15 protein-coding genes and 1 tRNA gene are annotated in these 16,452 nt (G+C 39.4%); 3 read left to right on the forward strand and 13 right to left on the reverse strand.

Annotated features, from left to right (window positions below; all coding sequences use genetic code 11):
• Nucleotides 1-4: 4 nt before the first annotated feature.
• From MMH89_RS02995 to MMH89_RS03025, 7 genes are all read right to left on the reverse strand, one after another.
• A complete protein-coding gene (locus MMH89_RS02995) occupies nucleotides 5-256 on the reverse strand; it encodes a hypothetical protein (protein ID WP_258567969.1) in 252 nt (83 codons plus the stop codon).
• Nucleotides 257-490: 234 nt separating this feature from the next.
• The gene (locus tag MMH89_RS03000) at nucleotides 491-2,338 is read right to left on the reverse strand and encodes a hypothetical protein (RefSeq protein ID WP_258567970.1); all 1,848 of its coding nucleotides are present in this window, start codon (nucleotides 2,336-2,338) and stop codon (nucleotides 491-493) included.
• Nucleotides 2,339-2,480: 142 nt separating this feature from the next.
• Nucleotides 2,481-4,313 (reverse strand): DNA mismatch repair endonuclease MutL, encoded by a 1,833-nt coding sequence (gene mutL, locus MMH89_RS03005; RefSeq protein ID WP_258567971.1) that lies wholly within the window; start codon nucleotides 4,311-4,313, stop codon nucleotides 2,481-2,483.
• Nucleotides 4,310-4,675, reverse strand: a complete 366-nt coding sequence (locus MMH89_RS03010; RefSeq protein ID WP_258567972.1) for a regulatory protein RecX — start codon at nucleotides 4,673-4,675, stop codon at nucleotides 4,310-4,312. The genes mutL and MMH89_RS03010 overlap by 4 nt, the downstream gene beginning before the upstream one ends.
• On the reverse strand, nucleotides 4,665-5,684 hold the full coding sequence (gene recA, locus MMH89_RS03015) for a recombinase RecA (protein ID WP_258567973.1): 1,020 nt from the start codon (nucleotides 5,682-5,684) through the stop codon (nucleotides 4,665-4,667). Before recA ends, MMH89_RS03010 begins: the two co-directional genes overlap by 11 nt.
• Nucleotides 5,685-5,907: 223 nt before the next feature.
• Nucleotides 5,908-6,060, reverse strand: a complete 153-nt coding sequence (locus tag MMH89_RS03020; protein WP_258567974.1) for a hypothetical protein — start codon at nucleotides 6,058-6,060, stop codon at nucleotides 5,908-5,910.
• 57 nt (nucleotides 6,061-6,117) lie between these two features.
• Nucleotides 6,118-6,741, reverse strand: coding sequence for a DUF4116 domain-containing protein (locus tag MMH89_RS03025; RefSeq protein ID WP_258567975.1), 624 nt, complete (start codon nucleotides 6,739-6,741; stop codon nucleotides 6,118-6,120).
• 301 nt (nucleotides 6,742-7,042) lie between these two features.
• On the opposite strand from MMH89_RS03025, the gene mutS reads away from it, so the two are divergent.
• The 3 genes from mutS to MMH89_RS03040 all read left to right on the forward strand — a co-directional run bounded on the left by mutS (nucleotide 7,043) and on the right by MMH89_RS03040 (nucleotide 10,261).
• Nucleotides 7,043-9,562, forward strand: coding sequence for a DNA mismatch repair protein MutS (mutS, locus tag MMH89_RS03030; protein ID WP_258567976.1), 2,520 nt, complete (start codon nucleotides 7,043-7,045; stop codon nucleotides 9,560-9,562).
• A gap of 56 nt (nucleotides 9,563-9,618) precedes the next feature.
• Nucleotides 9,619-10,143, forward strand: coding sequence for an inorganic diphosphatase (gene ppa, locus MMH89_RS03035; RefSeq protein ID WP_258567977.1), 525 nt, complete (start codon nucleotides 9,619-9,621; stop codon nucleotides 10,141-10,143).
• 45 nt (nucleotides 10,144-10,188) lie between these two features.
• Nucleotides 10,189-10,261: transfer RNA gene (locus MMH89_RS03040), tRNA-Phe, on the forward strand.
• A gap of 6 nt (nucleotides 10,262-10,267) precedes the next feature.
• Here MMH89_RS03040 and MMH89_RS03045 read toward each other — a convergent pair.
• From MMH89_RS03045 to MMH89_RS03070, 6 genes are all read right to left on the reverse strand, one after another.
• A complete protein-coding gene (locus MMH89_RS03045; protein WP_258567978.1) occupies nucleotides 10,268-10,489 on the reverse strand; it encodes an oxidative damage protection protein in 222 nt (73 codons plus the stop codon).
• 444 nt (nucleotides 10,490-10,933) lie between these two features.
• Nucleotides 10,934-11,275, reverse strand: a complete 342-nt coding sequence (locus MMH89_RS03050; RefSeq protein WP_258567979.1) for a hypothetical protein — start codon at nucleotides 11,273-11,275, stop codon at nucleotides 10,934-10,936.
• An 11-nt stretch (nucleotides 11,276-11,286) separates the two neighbouring features.
• Complete coding sequence (locus tag MMH89_RS03055) at nucleotides 11,287-12,435, reverse strand: NAD(P)-dependent malic enzyme (protein ID WP_258567980.1); 1,149 nt, start codon at nucleotides 12,433-12,435, stop codon at nucleotides 11,287-11,289.
• A 12-nt stretch (nucleotides 12,436-12,447) separates the two neighbouring features.
• The gene (locus MMH89_RS03060; RefSeq protein WP_258567981.1) at nucleotides 12,448-15,261 is read right to left on the reverse strand and encodes an insulinase family protein; all 2,814 of its coding nucleotides are present in this window, start codon (nucleotides 15,259-15,261) and stop codon (nucleotides 12,448-12,450) included.
• Nucleotides 15,254-15,499: a hypothetical protein gene (locus tag MMH89_RS03065; protein ID WP_258567982.1), complete on the reverse strand. Its 246-nt coding sequence runs from the start codon at nucleotides 15,497-15,499 to the stop codon at nucleotides 15,254-15,256. The genes MMH89_RS03060 and MMH89_RS03065 overlap by 8 nt, the downstream gene beginning before the upstream one ends.
• A 61-nt stretch (nucleotides 15,500-15,560) precedes the next feature.
• The gene (locus MMH89_RS03070; protein ID WP_258567983.1) at nucleotides 15,561-16,400 is read right to left on the reverse strand and encodes a 4-hydroxybenzoate octaprenyltransferase; all 840 of its coding nucleotides are present in this window, start codon (nucleotides 16,398-16,400) and stop codon (nucleotides 15,561-15,563) included.
• Nucleotides 16,401-16,452 lie beyond the last annotated feature (52 nt).

Genomic DNA, 16,452 nt, shown 5'->3' on the forward strand with positions numbered 1-16,452 from the left:
ACCTTTAGACCAATGCCCTTTTTAGTCGTGACCTGGCTAATATAATTATATCCTGGCTAATATAATTATATCTAGTGATCTCTAACCCATTCAGTCTGTCTATACTTTCAGGACTAGCTCTACCTGATGCACAAAGGCTTACAATAGAAGCAAAAACATCCTCACCAACATTTGTATTAGTCTCTAACTGTTCAATTAAACCATCTAGAATTTTTTGCTGTTGATCACTTAAATTTTGAACATCTAAAGCTGCCATAGCTAAACCTCCTTAAACTTTCTCTGTGACTAGTTATAATTATAAAAAATAGATTGTCAGATTTATTATCTAAATCATTAAGAAAGAAGCTACGCATCAATAATACTACATACAGTTAATGCAGGGTATCTATTACCCTTACCTCACACTTATTATTGCTTCTTAGATATCATAACCTTAATTTATAGTGGCTACTCCTGTCTTTCGCTTACTATGGACATTAGTAGCTAAACACTAATTTTTTCCAGGTCCAGATGAAGAGGCTTGATCATAGACTGGGCCATCATCATTAGAAGAGGCTTGATCATAGACTGGGCCATCATCATTAGGAGAGGCTTGATCATAGGCTGGGCTACCATCATTAGCAGCCAAACCTTGTTCTACTGCATCAGTAGCAGTAATAGTCGCCTCATTCAGCACTGATAAACTTGATTTATCGTAGTCCAGTAATTTATTAGAGACTCTAAAATCACCAATGAATTTGTCAAATTTAGATTGGTTCTCAAAAGTATGTGATCCCAGCGCCTCGTTTGTTTTACTTACCACGCTTACCTTAATACTAGCACCATCACACTCCACCTTTATGAAATCACCCATGTTTAAACCTTCCGGATCAAAATCATTGCCACCTTGCTCTATAACTGTATCAATGGCCCCCAAGAAAGGATAATTATTTGCAAATTTGTCACTTGTAGAGGAGAGTTTAACTCCTTTTTTAACATCCTTGAAAAAATTAACATTGTCCTCAAGCCTGTCCCCTATAACCTCAGATAGCCGCGTTTTAATATTCTGAATATTCTGAGCCAAAATTCTTGAGGGGATTTTGCTTGCATGATCAATGGCTAACTTATATGGAAACTCATTATACTTGTAATATTTAACCTCTTCCTGTGCATCCGGACCTACAATTGACATATAAGAACTAGTATTAGTGTAATTTGGAAGGAATAACTGGACTTGCTCAACATCTAACTCATCTCGAACGTTAGGAGCTGCTAAGATAGATGCAAATGCTTGTACATCCTCAGCAGTAATATCTTGCGGCATCTGATCTGTTATACCCTTAGCATAATTGAGCATCTCTCCTGCTACCCTCTTAGCCTTAGCCAAATTAAATAACTTTTCAGTTATGTCCTTTGTTGAATAAGTGGCTCCATACTGATCAAAACCATCCGTAGCTATCTGCAAGCGGCACCTTATCGAGCCGTCTTCCAACAAGATCGACTTCGTTCCAAAAATCACATTGCTCCCAAAAACTTCTTGCAGATTATTGTCCATATCATCTGAAATATCCACAGGGTTATAGAATAGTTGCACGAGCTGCTCAACCTGATCTCTTTTTATGCTATCAGCCGTCTGAATACCTTTAATGGCGTCCATTATTTTTTCAGCGTTTAAATTCCGAAGCTTCGCAAGATCCGGTGCAGCTTCATTATTAGATTGTTTAGCTTGTGCATCCTCTAGATTAGCTTCTGCTTTATATGCATTAAACATAGTCTTAGCTACATTAGCAGGTTTATCCCTCCCAATGCTTAAAGCCCTAAAGATTGTTGAACTGCTTGACTTGACTTTTAGGAAAGCTTTACCATCCTTACCAGCTTTTACTTTAATAACGCTGGCGAATTTATCTGTGATACTAGTTACAACAGGGTCTTCTCTTAGTGATTTGTCGAATAATTTATAAGCATTAACGAATGTTGTAAGGTCACTCTCATTTAACTCCTTTTCTTCCATTTTACCAGCTAGTGTTTGCGCCACAGCTAGTTTTTGCTCCCTGTACAATGCTTTCAATTCATCGGTTACTAGAGAACTCTTATAAAATTCTATACGTCCTAGTTTTGTACGTGCTAGTTTTATACGCAGTCGTGTGCCTTTTGTGCTCTTCATAGTGTTTATAACTACCTCAGGAAAAATTTCTCCAAGTCTTTGTACTGCTTTAGATACTCGTTCATCACTTAGAGAAGTGACTGGTAATTTGGCAAATTCATTTACAAGACCCTCAAACGTTTTGTCACTTGCCCTACCCTTTTCTATATCAGTAATTAAACGCTTAATAAGCTTAATATTATCTGGTGTAGGCATCTTACTTCTCCCTTACTTAATTTAACTTAAAACAGTTATAATCAGGAAAAATAGATTGTCAGATTTATTTTCTAAATCATTAAGAAAAAAGGCTACGCATCAATAATACTACATACAGTTAAAGTAAGCTTTCGTCACTACATCATCGGCCACGATTAAACATCGCATCCACATCTGATAGTGTTAACTCCTTCCAGGTAGGGCGCCCATGGTTACAATGCCCCGAATGCAACCCCTGCTCCATCTCCCTAAGTAAGGCATTCATCTCCATAATACTCAAATGCCTATTGGCCCGTATGGCACGATGACAAGCCATGGTAGACAACACCTCATGTACCGAATCCTCTACCGGATTATGATCATTAGCAACACTCATTACTTCTAGTACACTTTGAAGTAATATCGGCGCTTGATCCTTACTCAGCTGTGCTGGTATGGCTTTGATGACACACTGGTCCTTACCCGTAATCGCAATTAAAAATCCTAGCTGTTCAATAACCGCTTGCTTTTCTTGCAGGGTATCCCACTGAGTGGCATTCAAAGAACAGGTCTCTGGAACCAATAATTGTTGTGATTGAATCCCTTCTTGCGCATATTGCTGTTTAAAACGCTCATATAATATTCGCTCATGAGCTGCATGCATATCAACAACAATCAAACCTGACTGTGACTGTGCTAAAATATAAATACCATGCAACTGAGCAATTGCCTGACCTAAAACCTCTGTATGCTCACTTGGAGCCTCACATACCGCTACCTCCTCTGAATGAGTATTATCTGATACCAGGAGTGCTGGCTGCTTAGGCAAATGAGGTGTAACCTCTGATACCCTAGGCTCCAGTACTGGACTTGACACCCTTGGCTCAGCTACTGGACTTGATCGTACTGTCTTTGAGACTTGCTGAGTATCATGAAGCTGAGGCGGTGTAATGACCGGAGCTGCAGCGGCAAAATAATCTTTAGGCTTAATATCAGCTAACCGATTTTTAGCTGTATGAAATAATAAGCTGGTAATTGGTTTAACATCCTGGAACCTAACTTGCTCCTTAGTTGGGTGCACATTCACATCTACTAAGGTAGCATCAACCTCTATCCATAGCACAAAACCAGGCTGGTTTCTTTGATACATCACATCCTGATACGCTTGCTTTACACTCATTGATAAAGACTGATCCTTAACCGGTCGTCCATTCAATATCAAATACTGCATATCTGCTTTTGCTCTTTGAAACTGAGGGTCCGTAATAAAACCATACACCCTAATCCAATCTTTAGCACCAGATACGGGTAATGCATGCTGCGCAAACCCCTGCCCCAGTACCGTCTTAATACGCTCTAAATCCTGCCAATCTTTTGCTTGAGGAATGGAGTAATTCTTACGCTCTGAGTTAAAATCCAAACGTAGATGTGGATTAGCAAGCGCAACCTTGCGAACGACCTCCTCAATATGCCGCTGCTCAATGTTAGGCTTGGATAAAAATGACCTTCTAGCCTTGGTATTGTAAAAGAGATCCTGGATCTTAATGATGGTTCCTGTTTGCATAGCAGCCGGTTTAATCTCATCACCCTCTGTAACAGCCCCGGTCACATTTAATACCCAACCATGTGACTCATCCTGACGTTTAGATGAAAGTGAAACATGGGCAACCGAAACAATACTGGCTAACGCTTCACCTCTAAACCCCATCGTCTCAATCGCATCTAAATCTTGAACCGATCTAATTTTGCTGGTTGCATGTGCGGTCAGTGCCAAGGGTAATTGCTCCTTGCTCATACCACTACCATTATCTTGAACCTCCATCGCTACCATACCACCGCCTTGTATAGACAGCTGGATATGATCAGCTCCTGCATCCACCGAGTTCTCAAGAACCTCTTTCACCGCATCCTTAGGCCGAGTAACAACCTCACCCGCTGCAATCTGATTCTTCAAAATTTCTGATAACTTTTTAATATCAGCTCTAGGTCCACTCACGATTGAAACCCCCGTCTAAACAAAAACTGACGCAATGCTAAACCTGTTCTTTTGCCCGCTTTACGTAACGCAACTGAGCGAGCATACGCCCAATCATAATCACTCAGATCTGCTGTAATATTATGTCCAGACAGCACTTGCTTCACATAGTATAACCCATACCCCCTCTGGATCAGGGAAGTAACCTTTGCTTCTACAAAACGTAAATCACACAGCCAACCCTTTGCCTTGAAGTCAGCAACTGCAGCTAAACTCATCTGTGCATCCACACCCTTTGATTTCAGTACAGAAACCGCTTCATACGCACTATACTCTCTACGCTCAAGCATAGCGCGTAATAAATCAGATGCTTTACTCTGCATCAACCACCTTCTTTTCTGGTAACATCAATGCACGGATCTGTGATTCAACTTGAGTCATAATATCAGGATGTGCCATCAAGAATGCTCTGACTTTATCCTTACCCTGACCGATCTTATCACCCTGATAGCTATACCATGATCCAGACTTATCCAATATTTCATATTGAACCCCTAAATCAATAATTTCAGAAACCTTTGAAATCCCCTGGCTATACATAATATCAAACCGTACAGTTTTAAATGGAGGCGCTAACTTATTCTTAACGACTTTTACCCGAGTCTCATTTCCAGTAATTTCATCACCATCTTTAATCGCTCCAGTACGACGAATGTCCAGTCTAACGGATGCATAAAACTTAAGTGCGTTTCCACCTGTTGTTGTCTCTGGATTACCAAACATGACCCCAATTTTCATTCTTAACTGATTAATAAAAATGACCGAAGTATTTGAGCGTTTGATATTTCCAGTTAACTTTCTAAGTGCTTGTGACATTAAACGGGCTTGCAAACCAACATGAGAGTCACCCATATCCCCTTCAATTTCTGCTTTAGGTGTGAGTGCAGCAACTGAGTCAATAACGACTAGATCAACTGACCCTGAAGACACCAACATATCCGCAATCTCTAATGCCTGCTCCCCGTTATCAGGCTGAGAGACGAGTAACGATTCAGTATCAACACCTAACTTCTTGGCATAGATAGGATCCAAAGCATGCTCTGCATCAATAAAGGCAGCTACACCCCCTTGTTTTTGACAATCAGCGATTGTATGAAGGGTTAGCGTTGTCTTACCAGAAGACTCTGGACCGTAAATCTCGACGATTCGCCCTGCTGGAAATCCACCAACGCCTAATGCTGCATCTAAAGCGATTGATCCAGATGAATAAGACTGAACATCAACAGCAGGCGCATCACCTAAGCGCATCACAGAACCGCTACCACACTGCTTTTCAATATCTTTAATGACAGCATTTAGTATTGTATTATCTCGTTGTTTCTCTTTTGGCATAACCCACCATATTTTGTTGCTTAGGAATATACTAAACACATTTTTTATAAATCGAAACCCGTAATTTGAAACATATTACATTCCAAATACAATACAAGAAGTTGACCGAATATCTCTCAAAAACCCATCAATTGACCTATAGATAAAAAAAGTGAAAATGGTTATGAAATAGTAGCTCATAGCATAATCTACAGCCGCTAAAATAGCTTGCAGTGTTAGAGTATTAATGCCGACGGACAAAAGGTGGTGGTGCAGCTGGAGCGGCGGCCCCACCACCGCCTCCAGATACATTCATGCTTATCGTTCCTTCACCACCTATTTGGTCTGCAACAATACTCCTGACATAGGACTGATACCCATAAGGGATTTCACTCATGCACGCTTTATTACACTGATAGCAGGCTACTAAAAAGTCTAGATCATTGCGTAAATCCTATGACGCATACCTTAGTGCCGGCCCCTTATTTTGAACTGCAGCGAGCACAACCGCATGATCCGCTTGCAATCCCTCTGATGCATATTGCAGTGCATATCCATTCTCTTGAACCGCAGTTATAACAATGGCTCTATCTTCCCTAAGGTGAGACAAGCCCACTTCATTCAGATAATTAGGGTGGACCTTAACACCTAACATAGCTAAATTTTCATTACGCCTTAACTGCGGGTTATCACCAAAAATACGCAATGCATTACCCGGAAACTCCACTTCATCGTATCTAAACCTATGGTCCTGATTCTTAGAATAACAGGCCTCAGCTGCTTTTAAAAATTGACTAAATTCTGATTGACAGTGTAAAACTTTTGCATGGTTGTACCAAAACTCAGGAACCATTGTTGGAAAATGAGAATAACTATATGGAAACAAAAACTTCCACAAACTATTATCCTTCACGACATTGGATAGTTGCTTAGATACCAGACGCAAACAAACCAGTCTTGAAAACTTATACTCAGTCATTTTTAATAACTGAGATAAAATGTTCAACCACACTTCATTTGGAATATGAATCTCCTGACGCTCTTTTGACACCACACTATTTGTCTTTAATTTTTTCATATTATAACGTCCTTTCCATTATGAAGAAATATGTCAAAAAACTCGTAACATATCAATTATTCGTTGAACAGTCTTACCCAATGCGCAGCACAAATAAATATACATCATGATAAAACTGATAGACTAGGCACTTAAATAAAGGGGACATGCCCAACACCTAAACTTAATAGGTTCAGGGGTACCCTAATCAACTATTGGTTTTATCCCCTATACCGAACACAAACCACAGCCCATCCTTAGAAGATAGTTGACACACTCTTACTGGGTTATTAATCTGTTCGACAGAGAAGTGAGGAATATAATGACTGAGACTGTGCAACATACCCCGATGATCCAACAGTATCTATCGCTTAAAGAAGGTCATCCTAACGCGCTTTTATTTTATCGCCTTGGTGACTTTTATGAACTATTCTTTGATGATGCAGTTGAAATAGCTCGCTTATTAGACATCACGCTAACCAAAAGAGGCAAATCAGGCGGGAAAGAAATTCCTATGGCAGGTGTTCCTCATCATGCCGCTGAAAACTATATCGCACGGCTCGTCAAACTAGGTAAACACGTTGTCATTTGTGAACAAGTCGGGGATCCAAAAACAAGTAAAGGTCCAGTTGAGCGTCAAGTAACGCGTTTAATAACGCCAGGAACACTCACTGACGACGCCTATTTAGAACCGAGTGACGCCTCAGTCGTAGCTACTTTATTCAAAAAAGGTTCTCTATATGGAATTGCATGGTGTGAATGCGCCTCTGGACGCTTTTCAGTCTCTTCAGTGAACAGTCTCAACCATGCTGTAGAAATACTACAACAAATACAACCTAAAGAATTACTCTGCCCTGAAGATCAACAGCCCCCAGAAGTGCTCAACTCAATTGGCACCTACCGCTCAAAATGGGATTTTCATTATGACCGTGCCTACGAACGACTTTGCCAACACTTTGGCACGCAAAGCTTACATGCCTTTGGCTGTGAAGATATGCCACAAGCTATCTCTGCTGCTGGCGCCTTGCTGGCATACCTTCAATTCACATTAAAAACCAACTTAGCACATATTAATACACTGAATGCCCCAGCGCTTGATCAAAACCTCATTATTGATCATGCAACAGCACAACATCTAGCACTGACACGTAATAGCCAAGGTACACGTTCATTTACCCTATGGTCTGAATTAAACCATTGCCAAACCATTATGGGGCAGCGAAGATTAGAACAGTGGATTCTAAATCCTCTGAGAGATCCAGAAGCTATTCAAGAACGTACTCAAATGGTTGCCCGCTTGCTGGATAGTGTTCGAATTGAGCCCATACAAACACTACTTAGCAATATCCACGATATTGAACGTATTACCTCCAGAATCTCAATGCTTAACGCAAAACCTGGTGATTTAATTGCGCTTGCTTCTAGTCTCCGATCCATGCCAAGTCTACGAAGTCATGTTAATATTCCTGGCGCCCTACCCGAACGGATTTCAATCAACCTGCATGACTACCCACTTATCACCCAATTGATTGAATCAGCTATCCAGCCAGAACCCGCCCCAATTATCCGCGATGGAGGTGTGATTCGTGATGGTTATGATACACAGTTAGACACACTAAGACAATCCAGTCATGCCAGTGGTGATTATCTACTTAAACTTGAAGCACAAGAAAAAGAAAACACCCAACTGTCTTCACTTAAAGTCTCATTTAATAAAGTACATGGCTATTTTATAGAAGTCAGCGCTACTCAAGCAAAACAAGTCCCTAGTCATTACAAGCCCAAACAAATCCTCAAGCACACCCAAAGATTTACCATAGAAGCACTAGAACGATTTGAGCAAAATGTTAGCCATGCTGGAATGAAAGCCATAGAGCGTGAAAAACAGCTCTATCTACAAATCCTCACACAGATTCAACCTGAAGTAGCTAAACTCCAAAAAACCGCTTCTGCGATCGCAAGCCTAGATATCATTACTGCATTTGCTTATTATGCCCAAATACACAACGCACAACCTGCTATTTTAACCAAAGATATAGGTATTGAGATATATTCAGGAAAACACCCTGTTGTAGCACCTCTTAGAAAAGATAAGTACGTCAGCAACCATACCCACCTAAGTCACATGCAAAGAATGCATATCATTACAGGACCTAACATGGGTGGTAAATCAACCTATATGCGACAAGTAGCAACCCTAGTCATTATGGCACATATTGGATCATACCTGCCCTGTGCTCAAGCAAAAATAGGGCCTATTGATCGAATATTTACCCGAATAGGCTCGGGTGATGATGTTACAGGTGGTCGGTCGACATTTATGGTAGAGATGAGTGAAACCGCTCATATACTCAATCATGCTACCGCTCAAAGTCTAGTTATTATCGATGAAATAGGACGAGGAACCTCAACCTTTGATGGACTTTCCCTAGCCCACAGTTGCTGCCTATATTTAGCACAACACACCCAATGCCTCACCCTTTTTGCCACCCACTTTTTTGAGCTAACACAACTATCAAAAAATCACCCCTACATTTGTAACTACCACTTCAGTGCTGCTGAACATCACGATGAACTCGTCTTTCTCTACCAACTTAAACCAGGCGCAGCAACGAAAAGTTATGGACTGGCCGTTGCTAAGCTCTCAGGAATACCTCAAACGGTGATTGATCAAGCCAACATCGTACTCAAACAACTTGAAGCCAATAAAGCCACACCCACTCAAAACACCTCCAATCCTATTCTTGATCAAGTGAATCTTGATAAGACTTCACCCAAACAAGCCTTAAAAATACTTCACCTACTTAAACAACCCTCACTTTTATCTTGTGATGAGTATTAACTTGTATTCAACCGCTCATTTTGTATACTTAATATAATTTATTGCGAGAATAACAGATGGTTAATACCTTATCCCCCGGTGCAAAAGCCCCCCAGATTGTCGATGTCGTTATTGAAATCACACCAGAGCAAGGCCCTGTTAAATATGAGATTTGCAAAGATGCTGGCGCTCTACGCGTTGACCGCATTATCAGTACTGCTATGCACTACCCAGGACTATACGGCTATATCCCTAATACACTCTGTGATGATGGTGACCCATGTGATGTATTAATTCTATGTCATGAAAGAATACTGCCTGGAACCATCATGGCCGCTCGACCTGTTGGCATGCTCGTTATGGAGGATGAAGCTGGACTGGATAATAAAATCATAGCTGTACCAGATACATCCGTATCTAAAGCCTATGAGCACATTCAAGATTTATCTGATATACCTCAGTCCATTCAAGATAAAATTGCACACTTTTTTGCACATTATAAAGACCTAGATAAAAATAAATGGGTCAAGGTATCTGGATGGGAGAATGCTAAAAACGCTATAACAGAAATTGAAAAATCAATTTCAGCAGTTTCCGAATAGAATTACTTGACGGAACTGTAGCAGACTGATACATTTCTTGTAGATGGCCAGATAGCTCAGTCGGTAGAGCAGTGGACTGAAAATCCTCGTGTCGGCAGTTCGATTCTGCCTCTGGCCACATCTTTTATTCATCAAATAAAAACTGCATCATCTCACTGTCTAAAAAGCTTTGCGCTTTTGGATCTAGTAAATCAAGTCTATACTCATTAATCAGCTTAGTTTGTTGAATCAACCACAAATTCCAGGCAGCATGGGATATCTCTTTAAAGACTCGCTCCCCCACAACACCCGGTACAGGCACATAATCTAATGGGTCTTGCTCTGACTCTAACTTTTTACAAAACATAGCTTAATCTCATTTCATATCACACATGAGACACATTACCGCACTCCATACAAAACATCCACTAAACCCTAGGGGAAAAGATCAAAAACTTTGTCAAACAGTTAAAATAATGAATAATAATCAATTCAATATAAATAAATTATCTATGCATAAAATAAAGTACTCAATCATTACTTGATACCTTCAATGCTCAAAAGTAGCGCTATATTTTTCTCATTTAGTCTTTTAAGTTTTACCTTGGAACACCTGCGTATATAATCACTTATCTACCTAAATTACTATTAAGCCTATTGTACTAGCATTTGGCTTTTTAATTTTAGAAACAATAAAACTATTTAAACAAGACTTCAATCAAAGAGCAAAGGCGCTAACAGTTGGTCCTAAGAACAGTACTCATGAAACAGAACTTTCATTTAAAACTGATACGCTGCATGTCAGTTATTTCTAAGAGAATGGTTTTTCCGAAACCTTTAGAATCTTTAAGTTAGCGACTCTTAACGACTGTTCAAACTCAAGCTGTGTAGAATTAACTCTTAAAGACAAGTTTTCAAAACGGATGTTATTAATATTTGAATTCTTGAGTGTTAATGTTTTCCCAGCGCAATAAAATTGCCCAACACAAACCCTATTTCGTTGATGAGAAATCACTACGTGCTGACCCGACTTGGTTTGAACCTGATAATACTGAGTCCACCCTCCATGAAACTCCTCAGCATTCTTATTTTTTGCAACACTGAGTGTACAGGCCAAGCAAGCTACTATTAAAATCCCTTTTATCATCTTCATCAAATACTCCGTTAATCACGCTCATCTGATGTTGACAATGCTAACTCATAAATTTCAGGCAAACGCTTGTCAAATGGTTCTGGAATAATAGACTCAACACCAGGGTTTTCAACCAAACCAGCTAAGTGAATTGCTGAGCTAGCAATCATATGTGGTGTAATCTGAGCTATCTTCAACTTCAATGCTGCACGTAAAATAAAAGGAAACGCAAGCACGTTATTAATTTGATTGGGTAGATCACTACGCCCTGTTGCATAGATTGCATTAGGATGATATTTGAGCACAGCCTCTCTTGAAACTTCTGGGTCAGGGTTAGAAAGTGCAAATACTACAGGCTTATCTGCCATACCCGCCAGGTAACGTTCTGGCAACGAGTTAGGCGCGGCCAATCCAATGAACACATGTGCACCATTCATAGCATCCTCTATCGAAACATGCTGTTTTTTTGCAAACTTTCTCTTAAAGTCTGGTAGGTCTCTTTCTTCATGCACAACACCTTTTCTATCCATTAAATAGAATAAATCAGGATTTGCTCCTAGATTCAAAATAATATTAGCTACCGCAATACCTGCTGCACCCGCACCTAATAAAACGATCTTTGCCTGGTGCAAGGCAACACCTTGTACTTTCAAAGCATTAATCAACCCTGCAGCAACAACAATTGCAGTACCATGCTGATCATCATGAAAGACAGGAATATCAAGTCGCTTCTTCAACTCGTTTTCAATATAGAAGCAATCAGGAGAACGAATATCCTCAAGGTTAATTGCACCAAACGTTGGTGCTAATGCCGCAACAATCTCAATAAAACGATCTGGATTTTCTTCATTAACCTCTAAGTCAAAAACATCAAGTCCTGCCATTTTTTTGAATAAGACACCTTTTCCTTCCATAACAGGCTTTGCTGCATGAGGGCCTACATTCCCCAAACCTAATACAGCGGTTCCATTCGTAATCACCCCTACTAAGTTAGCTTTGTTTGTATATAAATAAGCATCCTTTTCGTTCTTAGCAATTTCTTCAACCGGATAGGCCACCCCAGGGCTGTAACCCATTGAGAGCTGCTCTTTATTATCCGCAGGCTTTGTAATCTCTGTCCCAAGCTTACCAGGCCTTGGTAACTTATGATAATCTAAACATTGTTCTTTAAATGAAGCCATTATACTATTCTCCTATTCAATTTCCCAAATCTGAGCATTTGAAAACTCAGAACTGGATTTTTTTTCTGCTAAGCTGCTTTCAACATTCCCCTTTTCGACTTTAAGATCTAGTCTATTATTATTATTCAAAACATTATCTTCAAAAAAGCGTTGCAGCTGGCTCTGTGTCATCAGCTCTACCTCACTAGCAGCTCTAACGTCTAAGTCATAAACATAATGATGATTGAGAATTTGTGAGCCATACCTATGATTTACTTCTGTCATATTTTTATCAGTCTGCTGATAACGATCAATTAAAGACTGTTTGATCTCTTCAAACAAGTTAGGATCCATATCAACAATTAACCGCTGATTTTCCTCTAAGAATAGATCCATATGCTTGGATATTTCATCAGGTTGCATTGCTGGAGACTGTGCGACCATCATGATATGTGGCCAGCCACTAACTGATAAGCTTTGCAGCGCAACAATATACCCTATTTGCTTTTCAGTACGCAGCTGCTCAAAAAACTCTGGCCCATAAATTGCCTGAATCATGTTGACACTAACCTTAGCCGTCAAATCACTCATATTACTTTGATAGACTCTAAGTAACGCCATATCACCGTGTTCAGTATTAAAGGATAAATCATCGTAATCCTTAACCTGCATCACGCCTTTATCCATTTTTCGTGTAAAAGCACCTGCTTCATTAGGTATATACTTCAACAACGTTTTCTCTAAATCCTGTGTAGCATTTTCACCTAAGTAACCATAAATGAAGGCCTCTGCTTCTAATGAAGATTTATAATCTTGTATAAACGCTTTAAGTGACTCATAAGATAAAAGATCAACCTGATCATTTAGGTCTGATAGTAAAAAATTAGATGACTGTATTAAATTATAAAAGTTGATTGATGCATAACGATAAGGTGCAGCATATTTAAAGTTAGATAAATTATCTCTCAACGTAGCTAAACTTTGTTCAAAAAACTGGCGCGTTAATGTCGCGTCTAGTTCATCTAACTGATCTAAGACCTGCTGTGCTACTGCTATATGTTTATTGCCTAGCCCTGAAATACGTAAATTTAAATATTCATTATCAAGCCTTAAACTTGAGGACAAGCCAGCTAAATAAGCGGGGTAAAGTGTACTGGATAATTCTTTATCCAATAATAGATGCGTTAAGTGTAAGTACAAATAACTAAGCGGGTCTTTTACTTGACTAGAATACAACCTCAAGTTCACATATTGCTTAGGTAACGCATATGACGCATCCATCATTTTCCATATACGTAGGTTTTTAGACTCATGTGAAATACTCGGCTGATCTTGACTACCTGAGACTTGATCTAATTGACTGGGTAGATAAATATTCTTACCTGGTAATTTTAGCATATGTTCACTCTGACGAGACCACTTTTGATACTGCTGAGCACTGATAGGCTGGACACTGTAGTTAACATCAAATATATCATCATAGCGATCAGTCTCTACATCATTACTGGCATAGATAATTCTTGCCGCGTTCAAACGTAAACTGCCAAGCACTGAGTTGATATGCGTTTCATCAAAATGATGTATATTAGTTACTGATTGAGCTTTTTCTATATATTCAATCGGGTATTGTTGTATTAACTTTGGATATAAGCTTACTTGCCTTATCGGATTAATATTTTGGTAGAATAAATAATCCAACATGCCAGAGCGCTGCATTTCATAAAAACGCCAGCTTTCGACACCGTTTCTTTTAATCAGTTCCAAATAATCATGTAAAGAACTGAGGACATAATCAATCTGGCTACTACCGAGTTGTGTCAACTCTAAGCTTACTGAAAATACTGACTCTATATCTGACAAATGATTTGAACTCACTCCCAAACTCTGGATTAAATCTTGACGCTTCAAAACTTCAGTTAATGTACCAGGCCCTTCATGTCCAAGGATATGAGAGAGATAAGCTAAAGCTGGTGACTGAAAACGTGTGTCACGTGGAATAGAAAACTGTACCTCGAGTGTATTCATCTCCCGCAATGTCTTGATCTTTAACAAAGAGCCCGCGGATTGATTAAATTTATGCTCAGTAATTGGCAACGACTTATTACCCTCTCTAATCATCGACAATTTATCAATGATCATTGCTTTCTGACCTTCGGAATACCGAGGAGAGACAGAAACAAAATACATATTATTTGCGATATAATGTTGCTTATAGAACAGCTTTAAATTTTCCAACAATGACTGCTCACCATGATCAGATAATGTATTTAAATCCCCTATTGTAAAGCGACTACCAGGGTGCTTAGGATTCGCTGTAATATTATTAACATGATACATGCGCCAACCATCATTACTCTTATTCATCTCAAATTCAGCATTAACAGCATTACGCTCCCGCTCTACATAAGCTTCATCTAAGGTTGGCTCTAAAAAGAACTCAGTAAAGGCATCCAATGCATGCTCAAAATAATCTGAGTTTACAGAAAAGTAATACTGGGTATGGTCGAAGGCAGTATACGCATTGGTATATCCTCCATGTTGCGCAACATAAGATTGAAGATAGTCAACTTCAGGATATTTTTTAGTACCGATAAAGAGCATATGCTCTAAGAAATGAGCGAGTCCTTCAAAGCCTTTTGGATCGCTATTAGTGCCGACATCCACCATCATAGATGATGCTGATATCTCAGCATCTGGATCCGTAATAAATAAAACCTTTAACCCATTATCTAGCTGATGAAAATCAAAGGTTCGAGGATCTAGTGGTCCTTGCTCAATAGCATAGGACAGTGTGCATATAAAAAGAACTAGAAAGCTACTGAGAAAGCTACTGATAGGATTAGTCATTATCACGCTCTACAGCAACCAATAAGACTGCGCCACGCTTCTGTGTCCAAAGCAATGACAGATAAATAGCAACATAAAAAATTCCAGCATATATAAACAAAATAACTGGGCTAGGCTCATCCAGATTGGCAGATCCGATAAAAAAGAGTGTGGTTGCAACGGTCAATAAAGGCAGTAAGCAGAAAAATCGCCAAGTGATTGACCACGCTACAGCACCTAAATGTGAATACTTAATCATAATATACTCCTCTCAGGTTAGAATATTCTAAAGCAGTCTAAAGGTCAACACAACTTATCAGCTACGAAAGCGATAGATAGCTCGATATAAATATACCAAAAACGAACAAAAGACCGCACCACTGATTGATTAAAAATGCACGGTTATATTTAAGCTCTGAAACCCACTTTATTTGCATTAAAAACCCAACAAAAACCGCCAAGCAACTCAAAAAGTAACTGTACTTGCAATCTAATAAAACACCCAAACTCAGCATCATAACACCTAATAGGCCATATCCTATGCTTATGACACTGGGTAGACACCCTGAAAAATAGAGTGCAGATGAATGAACTCCAATATCTTTATCCCCTTCAAGGTCAGAGCCAGCATAAATGGTATCATATAAAAATATCCAAACCGCCCATAATGGGTAGAATAAATAAGTACTCGAGTATAAGGTCTCGCACAAGGCATAAGTTGCCATCACAAACCCCCACGAGAAGGTTATTGCTAATACAGCCTGTGGCAGCTTAACATACCGCTTAGCCAGTGGGTATATCACGATCAGAAAAGCACCGACGATACCAAGCAATTGATTAATAGGAGTCAACATTAACAATAGTTGTAATGCTAATATTGACAACCCAAACGCCATCATAAATACACTCGCATCATCAATTAACGAACGCGCCAATGGCCTATTTTTAGTACGTTCAACCAATGGATCTATATCCCTATCCCACCAATCATTGATAACACACCCAAGCGATCGAGTAATCACTACACCTAGCACAAAAATGCACAACAACTTTAAAGAGCCTTTATCTGGGTGCAGAGCAAAAGGACATAACGATGGGCACAATAAAAGAATAATGCCTTGGGGCTTATTAATTCGAGTTAAGCTTAATAGATGACGCACAGTCTCTTTCTAAATAAAAGCTTAATTTACCCAAATCAGCTAAAAACCTCAA

Source organism: Candidatus Comchoanobacter bicostacola (assembly GCF_024172705.1).
Classification (GTDB): Bacteria; Pseudomonadota; Gammaproteobacteria; order Comchoanobacterales; family Comchoanobacteraceae; genus Comchoanobacter; species Comchoanobacter bicostacola.